Source organism: Pseudomonas sp. LAIL14HWK12:I7, from assembly GCF_000483465.1.
GTDB classification, from domain to species: Bacteria; Pseudomonadota; Gammaproteobacteria; order Pseudomonadales; family Pseudomonadaceae; genus Aquipseudomonas; species Aquipseudomonas kermanshahensis.
In genome coordinates, this window is the sequence record NZ_AXYZ01000008.1 from 14,621 (window position 1) to 31,748 (window position 17,128).

The following is a 17,128-nucleotide window of genomic DNA, read 5'->3' on the forward strand; positions in this document are numbered from 1 at the left end:
CGGATGCTTGAGCGAAACATTCACCCGGTAGCCCCATAATGAGCAAAGCCTTTGCTTACGAAGAACTGGACGAAGTAGACCGCGAACTGCTGCGCCTGCTGCAGGAGGACGGCACCTTGTCCAGCGCCGCCTTGGGCGAGCGCCTGTCGATGACCGTGACGCCCTGCTGGCGCAGGCGCAAACGCCTGGAGGAGCTGGGCCTTATCAAGGACTACCAGGCCAACCTGGACCGCAAGAAACTGGGTTATGACGTCATGGCCTTCGCCCAGGTGCGCTTCGGCAACCATTCGGCCGAAGCACCTGACGACTTCGAGCAGGTGATTCTGAAATTGCCGCAGGTATTGTCCTGCCACAAGGTCACGGGTGAGGCTGATTACGTGCTGACGGTGCTGGCGACCGACCTGGAAAGCTATGGCCGGTTCGTCGAAGACGTGTTGCGGCGGCAACCTGGCATAGCGTCGATCCAGTCGAGCCTGGCCCTGCGGGAAATCAAGGCGGTTAGCCGGATACCGGTGAGGTAGGCGTTGGGTGCCTGACTTGGTTTTTGGGGCTTTTATGAGATCGGGCGCCGCACGCGCGGCGCTTCGCAGCACAAGGCTGCTCCTACATTTTTTCGGGCCAATTATTCCTGAGGCGGTCGCGCGCGCTGGTACAGGCGTTGCGAAACAACTGTAGGAGCAGCCTTGTGCTGCGAAGCGCCGCGCGTGCGGCGCTCGATCGCATAGGCGCCACAACACGAAAGCCCGGCTACCCTGGCAACCTATACCGCTCGGCAAAATACTGCCGGAAGAAATCCACCGCCACCCGCACCTTGGCCGAACTTGCCAGCGGCGAGGTATACACGGCCCAGATATCCGCCGGCTGGTGATAGTCACTCAACACCTGCACCAGGCGCCCATCCAGCAGGCTGTCGTGCACATCCCACCAGGACCGCAACAATATTCCTCGCCCATCCAGGCACCACTGGTGGGCCACCTCGCCATGGTTGCTGGACAATCCCCCCGTCACCCGCACGCTTTCTTGGCCCTCAGGGCCTTCGAGCTGCCAGATACCAAACGGGTGGTCGCGCTCCTTGATCACCAAGCAGTCATGGCTGCCCAGGTCGGCCAGCACTTTCGGTGTGCCTTGCCGCGCCAGGTACGCAGGTGAAGCACAGAGCACTCGCCGGTTCTTGGCCAGCAACTTGGCGATCAGATTGGGCGCGATGGTATTGCCCACGCGGATGTCCAGGTCGACCCCCTCCTCGATCAGGTCCACCAGGCGGTCATGCACATCCAGCCGAATATCCAGACGCGGGTAGCGCTCGGCCAGTTCCGACAAGGCCGGGGCCACGAACCTGCGCCCCAGGCCCAAGCTGCTGGCGATGCGCAGTTGCCCTGCCGGTTCGCGGTGCTGGGCACTGATGTCATCGCCCATGCGCTGCACCGCATCGAAAATCTGCAGCGCCCACTGGTACACCCGCTCACCCTCTTCGCTGATCGTCACCCGCCGCGTGGTGCGGTGCAGCAAACGCACCTCCAGGTTTTGCTCGAGCACGCGAATGCGTTTGCTGATGTACGCCGCCGACATGCCCAGTTCGTCGGCCACGGCGGCAAAGCTGGCGCGCTTGGCCACCTGCAGAAAGATATTGAGGTCATCGAGGTTGGGCAGATTATTCACGTTTCGTGTTCCAAGAATCCATGAAAGGCTGGATTATCTCCGATTGAAGGCCTTATAGCATGGCTCGCACCTGTTCCCTAGCCAACGAGTGCGCCCCATGACCAAGACATTCAGAATCGCAGCCATCCCCGGTGACGGCATCGGCACCGAAGTGCTCCCCGAAGGCATTCGCGTGGTCGAGGCTGCTGCTCGCAAGCACGGCCTGGCCATCAGCTTCGAGTTCTTCGAGTGGGCCAGCTGCGATTACTACCTGGCCCACGGCAAGATGATGCCGGACGACTGGTTCGAGCAGCTCAAAGGCTTCGACGCCCTGTACTTCGGCGCAGTCGGCTGGCCCGACAAGGTCCCGGACCACATCTCGCTGTGGGGCTCGCTGCTCAAGTTCCGCCGCGACTTCGACCAGTACGTGAACATTCGCCCGGTGCGCCTGTTCCCGGGCGTGCCGTGCCCGCTGGCCGGCCGCGCACCCGGCGACATCGACTTCGTGGTGATCCGCGAGAACACCGAAGGCGAGTACTCGTCCATGGGCGGGCGCATGTTCGAAGGCACCGAAAACGAGATTGTGCTGCAAGAATCGGTGTTCACCCGCCGTGGGGTCGACCGCATCCTCAAATACGCCTTCGACGTGGCACAAACCCGCGCGCGCAAGCACGTCACCTCGGCCACCAAGTCCAACGGCATGGCCGTGAGCATGCCGTACTGGGACGAACGCACCGCAGCCATGGCTGCCAATTATCCGGAAATCAGCTGGGACAAGCAGCACATTGATATCCTCTGCGCCCGCTTCGTGCTGCAACCGGACCGCTTCGACGTGGTCGTGGCCTCTAACCTGTTCGGCGACATCCTTTCCGACCTCGGCCCGGCCTGCGCAGGCACCATCGGCATCGCCCCTTCGGCCAACCTCAACCCCGAACGCAAGTTCCCGTCCCTGTTCGAACCGGTACACGGCTCGGCGCCGGACATCTTCGGCAAGAACATCGCCAACCCGATCGCGATGATCTGGTCCGGAGCGCTGATGCTCGAATTCCTCGGCAACGACGGTGCCGACCCGCGCTACCGCGCCGCTCACGATGAGATCCTCAAGGCCATCGAGCAGGTTATCGCCGCAGGCAATACCACCCGCGACATGGGCGGGCACAAGTCCACCCAGGAGGTCGGCCGGGCCATCACTGCCCTGATCGAGGCCTGACGCCCAGGGCCGCGCCTACAACGCCAGGGTGTGCTCGACGGCACCCTGGCGCAACCAGTCGATAAACCGCGCAAACAGCTCCGACTGTGAATTGATCTCAAGCTTCAGGTACAAATTCTTGCGGTGCATGCGCACGGTCTCCGGCGAGATCCCCAACTCCACCGCCGTGGACTTCACCGAGTGCCCGCGCAAGATCATGTGCGCCACTTCACGCTCACGATCCGTAAGCACCTGGCAGCCAAAACTCTCGAACGCTGCCTGTACGCTGCCCCGTTCGGCCGAGGCCGTGGCAGGTTCAAGGTTGTAGCGGGCATAACGCACCAGCAGCTCGCGCACCATGGGCTCGACCGCCCGCAACAGGTCGATCTGCCCGCTGCTCAAACGCGTGCCACTGCACCCCTGAAACAAGCTGAACGAAAGCTTGCGGCCCTCGCTGAGGTCGACGATGTAGTAACTGTCTTCACTGCAGCCGGTGCCCAGGTAGTAGGCCTTGTAGTAGTCGCTGTCGAAGAAGTTGTCCGGGGCGATTTCCTGCAAGTGATAGAACCCTTCGGCCAAGCCACTCTGCACGGCCAGGCAAAAGGGGTCGAGCAGGTAGCCCGCGCTGAAGTAACGCTCGAGCACCGCATCACGATGCACCTCGGGGATGCCCTGCTTGTACAGCAGGCGCGGTGCACGCCCCTGGCATTCGAGGCTGATCATCATCGACTCGACCTGCACCAGTTGGCTGATCGCAGCCGCCACGTAGCTCAGGGCATCGCCTGATTCACAGTGGGCGAGCGCACGCTGCAGCGCTGCATGCCAGTGCTGCAGCGCCCCCAGCGAGAGGGTGAGCGGAGTGTCGGAAGTGGCCTGGGTCATGCCCGGCAGTCTAGCCTGCCAGGCACGCCCACGCACAGCCCTTTGCGCCAGGCTCATCGCCCTTGGTACAGCCCTTGCGCGGTCAGTTCGCGCGCCGTTTCGATGATGCACTGGCGCAGGGTTTCGACGATCTCGTCGACTTGCGCATGCGTGATGATCAACGGCGGCGACATCACGTTCAGGTGCATGATCGGCCGCACCAGCAGCCCCTTGGCCTGGGCTTTGCTGTGGATGCGCTCACCGATGTTGACCGCATCAGGGAACAGCGCCTTGCTGGCTTTATCGGCAACGAACTCGACACAGGCCATCAGTTTCAGGCAACGCACATCCCCCACCAAAGGCAGGTCGCGCAAGGTTTGCAGCCGTTGCTCCAGGTAGCTGCCCACGTCCTTGACGTGCGCCAGCAACTGCTCGCGTTCGATGATTTCGATGTTCTTCAATGCCGCCGTGCAGCACACCGGGTGCCCGCTGTAGGTGAACCCGTGGGTGAAGCAGCGGCCCTTGCCCGGCTCGGCGATCACCTGCCAGATCCGCTCGGAGAAGATGCACGCGCCCAGCGGCAGGTAGGCCGAGGTCAGGCCTTTGGCGGTGGTGATGATGTCTGGCGTGACACCGAACAGTTCCTCGCTGGCGAAGAAGGTGCCCAGGCGACCGAACGAGGTCACCACCTCGTCGGCGACGAACAGGATGTCGTAGGTCTGGCACACCTGCCACATGCGCTCGAAGTAGCCCTTGGGCGGGATGATCACCCCGCCCGAGCCCATGATCGGCTCGGCGAAGAACGCCGCCACGTTGTCGGCGCCCAGGGAGAGGATCTTGTCCTCGAACTCGGCCACCAGGAAGTCGAGGAACTCGGCCTCGTCCATGTCGTCCGGGGCACGGTACGGGTTGGGGTTGGAGACATGGTGGATCAAGTCATGGGCGTAATCGAACTCTGGCACGCGGTCGGCAGCCTTGTTACCAATCGCCATGGTCAGGGTGGTGGAGCCGTGATAGGCGTTGTAGCGCGCGATCACGTGCTTCTTGTGCGGCTTGCCCCGGCAGTTCTGGTAGTACTGAATCAGCCGGTAGGCGGTATCGACGGCGGTAGAGCCACCGGTGGTGAGAAACACGTGGTCGAGGTCACCTGGCGCCAGTTGCGCGAGCTTCTGGCACAGCGCGATGGCGACGTCATTGGCCATGTCGGAGAACGGGTTGGAGTAGGCCAGCTTGCGCACCTGGTCGGCAATGGCCAGGGCCATCTCTTCACGGCCCAGGCCGATGTTGGTGCACCACATGCCGCCGACCGCATCGAGAAAACGGTTGCCGTGGGTATCGCGAATATAGGCGCCCTCACCTGCGACGATGTTCAGCGCACCTTGCTCGCGGTGCTCGTCGAACACATGGTAGCCGTGCATGTAGTGGGCCTTGTCGGCGTCCACCAGTGGGTCGTGGGCAATGGCGAATGCTTTGCTGGGTGTGGCCATGGGCAGCTCCTTGGCGGAAATCGGTTGGCAGTGTTCAGAAACCGGTCTTGACCGTGCTCCAGACCCGGGTGATGGCGCGCATGTCCTTGGGGCTCTGGGTCTTCTGGGCGAACAGGCGTTCGCGGGTCTGGGCATCGGGGTAGATCGCCGGGTCTTGGCGGATGTCGGCGTGCACCAGCGCCGTGGCAGCGGCATTGCTGTTGGCGTAGTGGATGAAGTCGGTGACCTTGGCCATGGTCTGCGGCTGCAGCAAAAACTCGATGAAGCGGTGAGCATTGGCCGCGTGCGGCGCGTCTTTGGGGATGTAGAGGTTGTCGAACCAGATCAGCGAGCCTTCCTTGGGGATGAAGAACGCCAGCTTGATGGCCTTTTTCGCTTCTATGGCACGGGCCTGGGCGGTGGCGTAGTCACCTGACCAGGTCAGGGCCAGGCAGACATCGCCGTTGGGCAGGCTGGTGAGGTAGTTGACCGAGTCGAACTTGCGAATGTACGGGCGAATGCCCATCAGCAGCTGCTCGGCAGCCTTGAGGTCGGCGGGCGCTGCGCTGCGGGGGTCATTGCCCAGGTACTGCAGGGCCAGCGGGATCACCTCGGTCGGCGCGTCCATCAGGGTGACACCGCAGTCGGCGAAGCGCGAAACGATCTTGGGGTCGAACAGCATGGCCAGCGAGCCGATCGGTGCATCGGGCATGCGCGCGGTGATCTTGTCGACGTTGTAAGTGATCCCGGAGCTGCCCCAGGTATAGGGTGCCGAGTACTTGAGGCCGGGGTCGTAACCTTGCAGGTTGCTCACCACCTGCTCGTCCAGGTTATGCCAGCTGGGCAGTTGCTGCTTGTCCAGCGGCTGGAACACGCCGGCCTGAATCAACGGGGGTACCAGGGAGGCGTTGAGCATTACCAGGTCGTAGCCGGAGCGGCCGGTGAGCAATTTGGTCTGGACGGTTTCGTAGCCATCGAAGGTGTCGTAGATGACCTTGATGCCGGTGGCCTTCTCGAAGTCGGCCAAGGTGGTTTCGCCGATGTAGTCGGTCCAGTTGTACAGCCTTAACGTGTTACCGCTGTCCCCCTCTACCGCCAGTGCCTGCGTCGCGGTCGACGCCAGCAACAGGCTGCCAATCACCTTCAGTGCCTTGCGCATAGCAACTCCATCGTGTGACTGCTCCGGATCGAGCCGATGGGTTCACTATCGGGGGATTTGCTTGAGGGCAACATACCCCGAATGTGTGGGTGGTCGTTTTTGGGCAGATACTCATTGGTAGGTACTCATAGCCCTATCGCCGGCAAGCCGGCTCCCACAGGTATCGCACACAATTCAGAGTCGGTGCGGTAAGTGTGGGAGCCGGCTTGCCGGCGATAGGGCCGGATCAATCGACTCAAACTCGGGTTGATTCACGCCAGCGGGTACAACGCCTCATCGAACTGCGCCAACCGCGGGAACACCAGCGGCTGATCATCCGCCAACTGCTCCAGGCGCTGCTGATACTGCTGGAGAAAACCCTGCCGCGCTTCGTCGCTGATATACGGCACATGCCAAGCCACAAACGGCGGCAGCACGTCGAAGCCAACGTACGCCAGCGTCCCCCGCAGAATCGGCCGCAACATGTCCTCGAGCGGCCCATGGATAGCCCCTTCGCCAAACATGTGCTCACGCCCGCCAAGGGTCACCGTCACCAGTGCCTTCTTGCCGGCCAGCCCACCCTGGTCGTAGAAACGCTTGCCGCCATAACAGACACCCGACACCAGCACCCGGTCGATCCAGCCCTTGAGCATGGCCGGCGACGAGAACCAGAAGACTGGGAAGTTCAGCACCAGCAAATCGGCCCATAACAGCTTGTCCAGCTCTTGCTGGATATCTGCGGCAATGGCGCCGCTCTTCACCCCCAGGCGCTGCTCCAGCGCATACACCAGGTACTCGGGGTTCTCTCGCGTGGCGAAATCGTCCGCACTGGCCACCGGGTTCCAGCCCATGGCATACAGGTCGCTGACCTTGACCGCATGGCCCTGGGCGCGAAAGGTAGCCACCGCCTTGTCACGCAGGGCGGCGGTGAAGGATTGCGGCTCGGGGTGAGCATGGACGATCAGGACATTCACGACAGTTCTCCTTGCATCAGTTCACCCGCACACCGGGCAATGCGCTGGCACGCCTCGGCCAAAGCTTCGGCGCCTACCACCAACCCCAGGCGAATATGCCCGGCGGCGCTCGGGCCAAAGGCTTCTCCCGCCAGTACCGACACACCTTCGCGGTCCAGCAGGCGGTCAGCGAAGGCCTGGGCACTGAGGCCGGTTTCGCGGATATCGACCATCACGAACATGCCACCGTCGGGTTTGAGCGCCTTGACGCCCGGGCAACCGGCCAGCTGTTCGCACACCAGGTCCCGGCGCTGGCGATAGGCGTCGCGCATCGCCTCAAGGGCGGGCAAGGGCTGATTCAAGGCCACCACGGCGGCGTCCTGGATAAAGTCCGGCGAGCCATAGAGCATGCACAGCGCCAGGTTCTCCAGGTGCGTGGCCAGCTCAGGCGAGCCCACCACCCAGCCCACCCGCCAGCCGGTCATGGCATGGGATTTAGACAGGCTGTTGAGGGTTGCGGTGCGCTCGGCCATGCCTGGCAGGCTGCCCGGGCTGACATGCTCGCCTTCGTACAACAGTTCGCTGTACACCTCGTCGGAGATCAGCCACAGGTCGTGGGCGACGCACAGCTCGGCCAACGCCTCCCAGGTCGAGCGCGGCAAGCTCGCGCCCGAAGGGTTGTGCGGGCTGTTCAGGGCCAGGGCGCGGGTGCGTGGGGTGATGCGCGCGGCCACGTCCTGCGGGCACACCCGAAAGCCGTTCTCCGGCTTGACCGGCACCGGCACCACCGTGGCACCACAGGCACCGAACACCGCCTCGTAAGTGACGTACATCGGCTCGGCGACGATCACTTCATCACCCGGGTCGAGCACGCACTGGGCTACGCAGAACAAAGCGCACTGGGCACCCGCCAGTACCGTGACCTGGTCAGCACTGACGGGCTGGCCGCTGCGCTGCCGGTGACGATCGGCAATGGCCTGGCGCAACGCGAGTTTGCCGCGTACATCGGCGTAATGGGTGTGGCCGGCACGCAGGCTGTCGATGGCCGCTTCAACGATGGGGGCCGGGGTGTCGAAGTCCGGGTCGCCCACCGACAGCAGCAGAACGTCCTTGCCCTCGGCCTGCATCGCCAGGGCGCGGTAGTGGATGTCCCAGGCGGCAGCACCGTCACCGGCGATGCGTTGGGTCAGCTTGGCATAGCGCATGGCAGTCTCCCTTCCAATGCGGTCAATCGACGAGAATCTTGGGGTTCGAGCTACCCCACACGGTGTAGAGGTCGGCCAGTAAAGCGCCGTTGATTTCCTCCATCTCGCCCTGGGTAATCTCGCCACCGGCCTGTTTGCCGAACAGCACCACTTCGTTGCCGTTCTTGACGTCGGGGAAGTCGGTGACATCGACCATCAAGGTGTTCATCGATACCTTGCCCACCACCGGCACGCGGTGGCCGTTGATCAGCACATGGCCCTTGTTGGTGAACACCCGGCGGTAGCCGTCGGAATAGCCGACGGTGATATTGGCCAGGCGCGAGTCGCGCGCCAGGGTGAAGGTGCGGTCATAGCCGACAGTGTTGCCAGCCGGGTAGCTGTGCACCGCCGCCACCCGCGACTTGAACTGCATGGCACGCTTGTACTCGGTACGCTCGGGCACGGTGTCGCCGAACAGCGCACCGCCGGTGCGGACCATGTCCAGGCGTGCTTCCGGCACCTCCAGGGTGGCGAACGAGTTGGCGGCGTGCAGGGTCAGTTGGCGGCGGTCGAGCTTGGCATGTTTGATCAACCAGTCGGCCTGCTCGTTGAACGCTGCCAAGCCCTTGCGCACGTCATCCTTGTCTTCCACGGCGAAGTGGGTCATCAACGCCACCAGCTTGAGGTGCTTCTGGTCGGTGATCTGCAGTGCCTCACCTCGCCCGCTCCAGCTGGCCATTTCCACGCCGTTACGGCTCATGCCGCTGGAGTTGAGCGCCAGGTGAATGCGCAAAGTCTTGCCATGGCGCTCGGCGATGGCATCGGCCTGGCGGGCGAACTCGGCGCTGCCGACCAGCTCTTCCATGTCGTATTGCAGGGCATCTTCCAGCTCGCTCAGGCTGGCCAGGCGTACCCGCACCAGTTGCCCGGTGAAGCCGCTGGCCCGCACCACGCGGGCTTCCTCGTTGCTGGCCACCGCCACGCAAGGTACGCCAAGGGCGATCACCGACGGCATCACCAGGCCAATACCGTGGCCGTAGGCGTCTGCCTTGAGCACGGCGCACAGCTTGGACTTGCCACCCAGCTCCGCTTGCAGGGTGCGAATGTTGTGTTGCAAGGCACTGGCACTGATCTCGACCCAGGCGTTGCTGTTTTGCACGGTCAGCGCGTTGCTGCCGTTGTCCATCGACAGCGGCGGCGCGGCATACAGCGGGGCTTGGCCGGTGATCAGCAGGGCCAGGGAGGCAGCGAGGAGCGTACGGCGAAATTGCATGGTGGTTTCTCTTGTTATGGACGATGCGCTGCGGTCAGCAGACGCAGGTATGTTTGAGTTCGATAAAGGTCACGCCTGGCGTGGCGAAGCCGTCGGCCAGGTCAGCCTGCAAGGCATCCAGGTCACGTGGCTGACGCACCGCGCAGCCAAACGCACGGGCCAGGCCGATGAAATCAGGGTTGCGCGGCAGTACGCCGACCGGCTCGATATCCAGGCCGAGCATATCGTCGCGGATCTGGCCAAGGGCGTCATTGTTCCACAGCAATACCACCAACGGCCGGTCCAGTTCCTCGACCGCGGTGGCCAGTTCCTGGGCGGTGTAGAGGAAACCGCCGTCGCCCACCAGCACCAGGCCGGGGCGATGGTCAGTGGCGAGCATGCCGCCGATACCCGCCGGCAAGCCATAGCCGAGGGTGCCGTAACCGGTGGGGTGCAACCAGCTGCGCGGCGCCCGGCTGGCAAAGGCGTAGTTGCCGGTGTAGGCCAGTTGGGTCATGTCGCTGCTGATGAAGGCGTCGTCTGGCAGCACCGCGTCGATGCGGTCGAGAATGGCCTGATGGATGGCCTGCAACGGTGCGTGCCCAGTGCGAATGGCCTGGCGCAGGCCGGCCACCGCTTCGATGGCCTGGCGAGGGTCGCGCTCGACCTCGGGCAAGTGCGCCAGCAAAGCGTCGAGGGTCTGTCGAGCATCGCCGTGCAAGGCCACCGCGCACGGGTAAAAATCGTTGAACTTGCGTGGGTCGATGTCGACCCGCAGCAACTCACCGTTGAGCGGCAGGCGCTCGCGCCAGAAGTCGGTATCGGCCATTTCGGTACCCACCGCCAACACCACATCGGCTTCGCTGATCATCTGCCAGCCCGGCGCGACGCACAGGCTAGAACCCGCGTTCAATGGCGCCTCAGGCGGCAGCAGGCCCTTGCCAGCGACGCTGGTGAATAGCGGCGCTGCCAAGCGGGTGCTCAACTGTTCGAGTTGCGCGGCGGCCTGCAGTGCGCCACCGCCGGCGATGATCATTGGCCGTTTCGCTGCGGCCAGTTTCAGCGCGGCCTGCTCCAGCGTGCCCCGGTCGGGCAGGCCGCGCCCAGGGCGACGTACCACCGCGTCGCTCCAGTCGCGGGCAACCGGCGCGGCCAGCACGTCCAGCGGGACCGAGATGTGCACCGGGCGCGGGCGTTCGCTGTCGAACACTGCCCAGGCACGGGCAATCAGCTCGGGCAGGTCTTCAGCGCTCAGTGCCACGGCGGAGAACGCCGTGATCGGCGCGGTCATGGCGCGCTGGTCCTGGGTTTCGTGCAGGCAGCCCCAACCTTTGCCCAGGCTGGCGGTGTGGTTGACGCTGGATATCACCAGCAACGGGATCGAGTCGGCATAGGCCTGGCCGATGGCAGTGGCGGCATTGGTCACGCCTGGGCCGGTGATGACAAAACACACGCCCGGCCTGCCGCTGACCCGGGCGTAACCATCGGCCATGAAGCCCGCGCCCTGCTCATGCCGCGTCAGCACATGGCGGATGCCACTGCCGGGCAAGCCGCGGTACAGCTCCAGGGTATGCACCCCTGGGATGCCGAACACGGTATCCACCCCATAGTTGGCCAGCAGCCGTACCAGCGCCTGGCCGGCGGTCATCGAGTGCTCATTCATGCTGATCTCCTTGCGGCTGGCCGAGGCGGATCAGCGCATCGACCGCGGTGGTGCCGTGGGCACCGACCATCAATGGGTTCACATCCAGTTCCAGCAGCTGCCCGGCGTTTTCGCAGGCATAGTCGGCCACCGCGCGGATCGCCGCCACCAGAGCATCCAGGTCGGCAGCCGGGCGCCCCCGAAAACCCTGCAGCAGGCTGGCGCTGCGCAGGCCAAGCAGTGCTGCGCGAATGGCGCTGTCGGTGGTGGGCAGCAACAGGCTGACGCTGTCTTTAAGCAGCTCCACCAGCACACCGCCCGCCCCGATCACCAAGGCCAGGGCAAAGTCGTTTTCACGCTTGATGCCGACGATCAACTCGGCCAAGGGCGGCGGCGCCATGGGTTCGAGCAAGACCTGGTCGAACGCCACCCCCGGCGCATAGGCGTCGATGCGCTGGCGCATCTGCGCCAGGGCGGCCTGCAGCGCTGCGCCATCACGCAGGTTCAACGCCACCGCACCGGCTTCGGTCTTGTGCGGCAACTGCGCACTGACCGCCTTGAGCACCAGCGGGTAGCCAACGCGGTTGGCATCGTTTAGCGCGTGCTCCGGGGTACTCAGCACCCCGCCTGGCACCGGCAGGCCAAACGCACTCAGGGCCTGCTTGGACTGCCATTCGTCTAGCAGGCGGCTTTCACCTGCAAGGGGCCGTGGCCACAGCGGCACCTGCGCCGCCTCGCCCTGTTCCAGCAGCCGCTGGCGGTTGCGCTGATAGGCCACGATCCGCCCCCACGCTGCCAGGCCATCTTCCACGCCTTGCAGCGCGGCGATGCCATGGGCATGCAGGCGCTCACGGGCCGAGGCTGGCAACAGCTCGGGGAACGCCGAGGTGACGAAGCCGATCTTGCCGTGGCGCGCCAGGGCGTCGCAGTAAAGCGCCAGCAACAGGTCGCATTCCTTGCGCTCACCGGTGAACGCTGCGGGGTAGTCGAGCACCAGCATGGCGGCATCGGTGTCAGCGCCCAGGGTGCTGTCGAGCATCTGTTGCAGGGCCACTTCATCGCCCCAGATCGCTGTTGTGAAGTCCAGCGGATTGACCAGGTTGGCGTAGGCCGGAAGTACCTGGGCCAGTGCCCTCACCTGCCCTGGCGCCAGCGCGGGCAGGCGCAACTGGTTGCGCTCGGCGTAGTCGGCGATCAAGCCCGCATCGCCGCCCGAACAGGCCAGGGCGACCAGCCGGTCGCCGGCCGGCAAACGGCCACAGGCGGCAGCCTTGAGGGTCTCGACGAAGCTCACCGGGCCACTCACGCGGATCACGCCCAGGCGCTGGAATAGGCTGTCGTACAGGGCATCGGAGCCTGACAGCGAACTGGTGTGGCTGAGCGCCAGTTCAGCGCCGATCTGCGACACGCCGGTTTTCAGGGCAATGATCGGGATGCCCTGTTGCAGTGCCTTGTAGGCGGCGCGGGCAAAGCCCGGCACGTTTTTCAGGCCCTCGAGGTGCAAGCCGATGGCGGTCACCCGTGGGTCGTCGAGCAGCACGTCCATCAACTCGGCCACGCCCAACTGCGCCTGGTTGCCGACCGATGCCATGTAGGCCACCGGCAGCGAGCGGTCGCTCATGGACAGGTTGTAGGCAAAATTGCCGCTCTGGGTCAGGATCGCCACGCCCTGCTCCACCTGCTTGCCGCCATGGGCCACCGGCCATAGGGCCGCGCCGTGCAAGTAGTCGAGCAGGCCATAGCAGTTGGGGCCAAGCAAGGCCATGCTGCCGGCGGCCTCAAGCAGGCGCTGCTGCAACAGGCGGCCTTGTTCACCGCTTTCGGCGAAGCCCGAGGCGTAGCAGATGGCGCCACCGGCACCGATGGCGGCCAGTTCCGCGACACACTGCAGGGTCAGTTCACGGTGGGTGGCGATGAACACCGCGTCTGGGGCGCATGGCAGGTCTGCCACCCGCGCCACGCAAGGGATGCCCTCCAGGCTCGCGTGTTGCGGGTTGACCAGCCAGAGCGGGCCGGCAAAGCCACCTTCGGCACAGCGCTTGAGGGCACGGGCCATGCTGCGCCCACCCACGAAGGCCAAGTGCCGTGGGGCCAGCAGGCGCTTGAGGTTGTCACGATTGGAATGCGACATGCTGAGTCTCCAGGTCGATCAGCGCAGCAACGGGCGCAGCAGCTCACGGGAAATGATGTGCCGCTGGATTTCCGACGTGCCCTCCCAGATCCGCTCGATGCGGGCGTTGCGCCAGATGCGCTCGACCGGCCCCTCATCCATCAGGCCCATGCCGCCAAAAATCTGCACGGCTTCGTCAGCGACCTTGCCCAGCACTTCGCTGGCCAACAGCTTGGCCATGCCCGCCTCGCCATCGGTCATGCTGCCCTGGTCCATCTTCCAGGCGGTGTGCAGGGTGAGCAGTTCGGCGGCGCGGATCTGCGTGGCCATGTCCGCCAGCTTGAACGACACACCCTGGTAGCTGCCGATGGGCTGGCCAAATTGCTTGCGGTCGGCGGCCCACTGCAGCGATGCGTCCAGTGCACGCTGGGCCTGGCCGACGCAGTTGGCGGCGACCATCACCCGGCCAGCGGTAAGCCAGGCGTTGGCCACCTCCCAGCCTTTGCCGACTTCGCCCAGCACGTTGCTGGCTGGCACCCGGCAGTCGTCGAAGAACAGCTCGTAGGTGTGGTAGCCGCGGTTGCTCACGCACTTGGGCCCGCGGCGGATGGTCATGCCGGGGGTGTCCCGGTCGACCAGCAAGGCGGTGACCGCATTGCGTTTGCGCCCGTTGTGCTCGTAGGTGTCGGTCACCGCGAAGACGATGGCGAAGTCGGCATGCCCGGCGTGGCTGATGAAGTGTTTGCTGCCGTTGATCACGAAGTCATCGCCCTGGCGCACGGCGCGGGTCTTGATGGCGTTGGCGTCAGAGCCCGCGCCAGGCTCGGTAAGGGCGAAGCAATCGGTCTTTTCGCCCTGCACGCACGGCAGCAGGTAGTCGGTGACCTGCTGGTCCTTGCAGGCCATGAGAATCTTCGACGGGCGTGCGACAAACACGTGCAGCGCCCAGGAAACCTTGGACAACTCGCGCTCGATCAGCGCTTGGGACAGGTAATCGAGGCCACCGCCGCCGACTTCTTCAGGCATGTTGAAGGCATAGAACCCGGCGGCGATGGCCTTGCCGCGGATCTGCGCAGCCAGTTCCGGCGACACCGCGTCGGCACGGTCTACCGCTTCTTCATGGGGCAGCAGTTCCTTGGCCACGAAGCTGCGTACCGCATCCACCAACATTTCTTGTTCTTGGGTCAGTTGGAAATTCATCTGCGAAGGTCCTGGAGAGGTAACGGGTTATTGGCCGACGAAGTGCGCTGGGCGCCGTTCTACCGAGGCCTTGAGCGCCTCGGCGCCGTCCTGGCTGCGCCCGCATAGCAAGCCGGCCTGGCGCTCGGCTTCGAGTTGCTCGGCCAGGGTGCGCTGGGCGCCTTCGCGGATCAGCCGCTTGGTCTGCGCGTAGGCGAAGGTCGGGCCGTTGGCCAGGCGGCCCGCCAGTTCAGCGGCCACCGCAGGCAATTGCTCGTCGGCGCAGACCTCGCTCACCAGCCCTGCCGCCAAGGCCCGTTCGGCGCCCCACAGTTCGTCGAGGAACAACAGGCGTTTGGCTTGCTCGCTGCCAATCAGCCGTGGCAGGTGCCAGCTGGCGCCGGCATCGGGGCTGTAGGCCATGCTGGTGTATCCGGCTTTGAAGCGTGCCGAGGCAGCAGCGATGCGCAGGTCACAGCACAGGCTCAGGTCCATGCCGCCGCCGACGGCGGTGCCGTTGATGGCGGCCAGGGTCGGTTTATCCAGGCTGTGCAGGCGCAGCATCAGGGCGTGGGCGGTCTCGGTCCAGCCGTAGCTTTCCAGTGCACCACGGGCCTGGGCCTCGGCCCATTCCGCCAGGTCGGCGCCGGCACAGAAGCTGCGCCCGCTGCCGGTCAGCACCACCACCCGGACGGCGGGGTCGCTGTTGCAGGTGTCGAGCAGGGCATGCAGATGCTTGAGGGTGGGAATGTCCAGTGCGTTGCGCTGCTCGGGGCGGTTGAGGGTGAGCCAGGCAACACCGGCTTCGACCTTGCTCAACACTGACGATGACGGGGTGGTCATGGGAGGCCTCGCTGTTGTTATTGGGGTGGAGGACGTGATGAAGGTGATACTAAACGAGTGTTCAACAAGGCGGGATGGGTTGTTACAACTTTGCACAACTCGGATCAAAACCCTTGCGCTTCCCTTGTAGAGGCAGCCTTGTGCTGCGAAGAGGCCAGTGCAGGCTCAAAACAATGTTGATGCCTGCACCGGCCTCTTCGCAGCACAAGGCTGCCCCCAACAAGCGGCTTCAAACCCCAGGCGCACTCGGCGCAAAGGCCCCTTGCCGCCGGCGGTTCACCCCGTAATACGCCGCATAGCACAGGGCAATGAAACCAAAGCCCCAGTACAACGACGGCCGCTGGGTCTCATCGATGGCCAGAAACACGAACAGCGAACAGCACAGGGTGATGCACAGCAGCGGCACCAAGGGGTACAGCGGCGCCTTGTACTTGAGGTCCTGCAGTTGCCCGCCATCACGCAGGTACGCCTTGCGGAACCGGTACTGCGCCAGGGCGATGACGATCCAGGTCACAGTGCCGGACATGCCGCTCACGGCCATCAACACCATGAACAAGGTGTCGGCAGCCACGAAGCTGGTCATCAGCGACACCAGGGCAAAGCACAGGGTGATGCTCAGGGCACGCAGTGGCACGCCGCGCTTGCTCAGCGGCGACAGGCTCTTGGGTGCCATGCCGCTCTTGGACATGGCCCAGAGGATGCGCGTGGAGGCATACAGCCCGGAATTACCCACCGACAGGATGGCGGTGAGGATGACGAAGTTCATCAGGTCGGCCGCATAGGGAATGCCGACCATGTCGAACACCTGCACGAACGGGCTTTCCATCAACCCGGCCTGCTCGAACGGCACGATGGCCGACAGCACGGCAATCGCCAGCACATAGAAGATCAGCACGCGGAACACCACGTTGCGCACGGCCCGGGGGATGCTCTTTTCCGGGTGCTCGGTCTCACCGGCCGCCACGCCCATGATTTCGCAGCCCTGAAAGGCATACACCACGGTCATCATCACCGCGAACACCGCCGACAGGCCATGGGGGAACAGCGACTCGCCCACTAGGTTGTTCAGCATCGGTGCCGGCGCCCCGTTGTTCAGCGGGATGGCGCCGAAGATCACCAGCAGGCCGACCACGATAAAGCCGAGGATGGTCGCCACCTTGATCCCCGAGAACCAGTACTCCGCCTCGCCAAAGGCCCGTGTAGCCAGGGCATTGAGGCCGAACAGCACAACCACGAACAACGCCGACCAATACCAGATTGGCACCTCGGGGAACCAGCGGGTCATCAGCATGCCCGCAGCGGTGAACTCCAGGCCCACCGTGGTGGCCCAACTCATCCAGTACACCCAGCCAATCATGAAGCCCGTGGCTGGGCCGATGAACTTGGTGGCATGGGCCTGGAACGAACCGGAAACCGGCATCTGCACCGACAGCTCGCCCAGGCACACCATCACCAGGTACATCAACAGCCCCGCCACCAGGTAGGCCAGGATCGCCCCCACCGGCCCGCCCTGGTTGATGGTGACGCCCGAGCCCATGAACAGGCCGGTGCCGATCACGCCGCCCAGCGACAGCATGAAGATGTGCCGGCTTTTCAGCGCGCGGGTCAGTTGGATTTTGCCTTCGTGGGTGTCAGTCATGGTTCACCCCGCTGTAGCAGGGGGTGCAAAACGA

14 protein-coding genes are annotated in these 17,128 nt (G+C 64.3%); 2 read left to right on the forward strand and 12 right to left on the reverse strand.

What is annotated here, in order from left to right; translation table 11 throughout:
• The first annotated feature begins 38 nt into the window (after positions 1 to 38).
• Positions 39 to 521 (forward strand): Lrp/AsnC family transcriptional regulator, encoded by a 483-nt coding sequence (locus D886_RS0109280; protein WP_027593659.1) that lies wholly within the window; start codon positions 39 to 41, stop codon positions 519 to 521.
• 226 nt (positions 522 to 747) lie between these two features.
• On the opposite strand, the gene D886_RS0109285 is transcribed toward D886_RS0109280, so the two are convergent.
• Entirely contained in the window at positions 748 to 1,659 is a 912-nt protein-coding gene (locus D886_RS0109285) for a LysR substrate-binding domain-containing protein (protein WP_027593660.1), read from the reverse strand.
• A gap of 97 nt (positions 1,660 to 1,756) precedes the next feature.
• On the opposite strand from D886_RS0109285, the gene D886_RS0109290 reads away from it, so the two are divergent.
• Entirely contained in the window at positions 1,757 to 2,848 is a 1,092-nt protein-coding gene (locus tag D886_RS0109290; RefSeq protein WP_027593661.1) for a tartrate dehydrogenase, read from the forward strand.
• Between the two features lie 15 nt (positions 2,849 to 2,863).
• Here D886_RS0109290 and D886_RS0109295 read toward each other — a convergent pair whose 3' ends face one another.
• The 11 genes from D886_RS0109295 to D886_RS0109345 form a co-directional block, all read right to left on the reverse strand.
• On the reverse strand, positions 2,864 to 3,766 hold the full coding sequence (locus D886_RS0109295; RefSeq protein ID WP_027593662.1) for a helix-turn-helix transcriptional regulator: 903 nt from the start codon (positions 3,764 to 3,766) through the stop codon (positions 2,864 to 2,866).
• On the reverse strand, positions 3,763 to 5,175 hold the full coding sequence (locus D886_RS0109300) for an aminotransferase (RefSeq protein ID WP_027593663.1): 1,413 nt from the start codon (positions 5,173 to 5,175) through the stop codon (positions 3,763 to 3,765). The genes D886_RS0109295 and D886_RS0109300 overlap by 4 nt, the downstream gene beginning before the upstream one ends.
• Positions 5,176 to 5,209: 34 nt before the next feature.
• Positions 5,210 to 6,313 (reverse strand): polyamine ABC transporter substrate-binding protein, encoded by a 1,104-nt coding sequence (locus tag D886_RS0109305; protein WP_027593664.1) that lies wholly within the window; start codon positions 6,311 to 6,313, stop codon positions 5,210 to 5,212.
• A 251-nt stretch (positions 6,314 to 6,564) separates the two neighbouring features.
• Complete coding sequence (locus D886_RS0109310; protein ID WP_027593665.1) at positions 6,565 to 7,266, reverse strand: NAD(P)H-dependent oxidoreductase; 702 nt, start codon at positions 7,264 to 7,266, stop codon at positions 6,565 to 6,567.
• Positions 7,263 to 8,450: a pyridoxal phosphate-dependent aminotransferase gene (locus D886_RS0109315; RefSeq protein WP_027593666.1), complete on the reverse strand. Its 1,188-nt coding sequence runs from the start codon at positions 8,448 to 8,450 to the stop codon at positions 7,263 to 7,265. The genes D886_RS0109310 and D886_RS0109315 overlap by 4 nt, the downstream gene beginning before the upstream one ends.
• Positions 8,451 to 8,472: 22 nt before the next feature.
• On the reverse strand, positions 8,473 to 9,702 hold the full coding sequence (gene alr, locus D886_RS0109320) for an alanine racemase (protein ID WP_027593667.1): 1,230 nt from the start codon (positions 9,700 to 9,702) through the stop codon (positions 8,473 to 8,475).
• A 34-nt stretch (positions 9,703 to 9,736) separates the two neighbouring features.
• Positions 9,737 to 11,344 carry a 5-guanidino-2-oxopentanoate decarboxylase gene (locus D886_RS0109325; RefSeq protein ID WP_027593668.1) on the reverse strand — a complete coding sequence of 536 codons (1,608 nt, stop codon included), beginning with the start codon at positions 11,342 to 11,344 and terminating at the stop codon, positions 9,737 to 9,739.
• Complete coding sequence (locus tag D886_RS0109330) at positions 11,337 to 13,454, reverse strand: acetate--CoA ligase family protein (RefSeq protein ID WP_027593669.1); 2,118 nt, start codon at positions 13,452 to 13,454, stop codon at positions 11,337 to 11,339. Before D886_RS0109330 ends, D886_RS0109325 begins: the two co-directional genes overlap by 8 nt.
• Positions 13,455 to 13,472: 18 nt before the next feature.
• Positions 13,473 to 14,633: an acyl-CoA dehydrogenase family protein gene (locus D886_RS0109335; RefSeq protein WP_027593670.1), complete on the reverse strand. Its 1,161-nt coding sequence runs from the start codon at positions 14,631 to 14,633 to the stop codon at positions 13,473 to 13,475.
• 27 nt (positions 14,634 to 14,660) lie between these two features.
• On the reverse strand, positions 14,661 to 15,455 hold the full coding sequence (locus tag D886_RS0109340; protein WP_027593671.1) for an enoyl-CoA hydratase/isomerase family protein: 795 nt from the start codon (positions 15,453 to 15,455) through the stop codon (positions 14,661 to 14,663).
• Between the two features lie 229 nt (positions 15,456 to 15,684).
• Complete coding sequence (locus D886_RS0109345) at positions 15,685 to 17,094, reverse strand: amino acid permease (protein ID WP_027593672.1); 1,410 nt, start codon at positions 17,092 to 17,094, stop codon at positions 15,685 to 15,687.
• Positions 17,095 to 17,128: the final 34 nt, after the last annotated feature.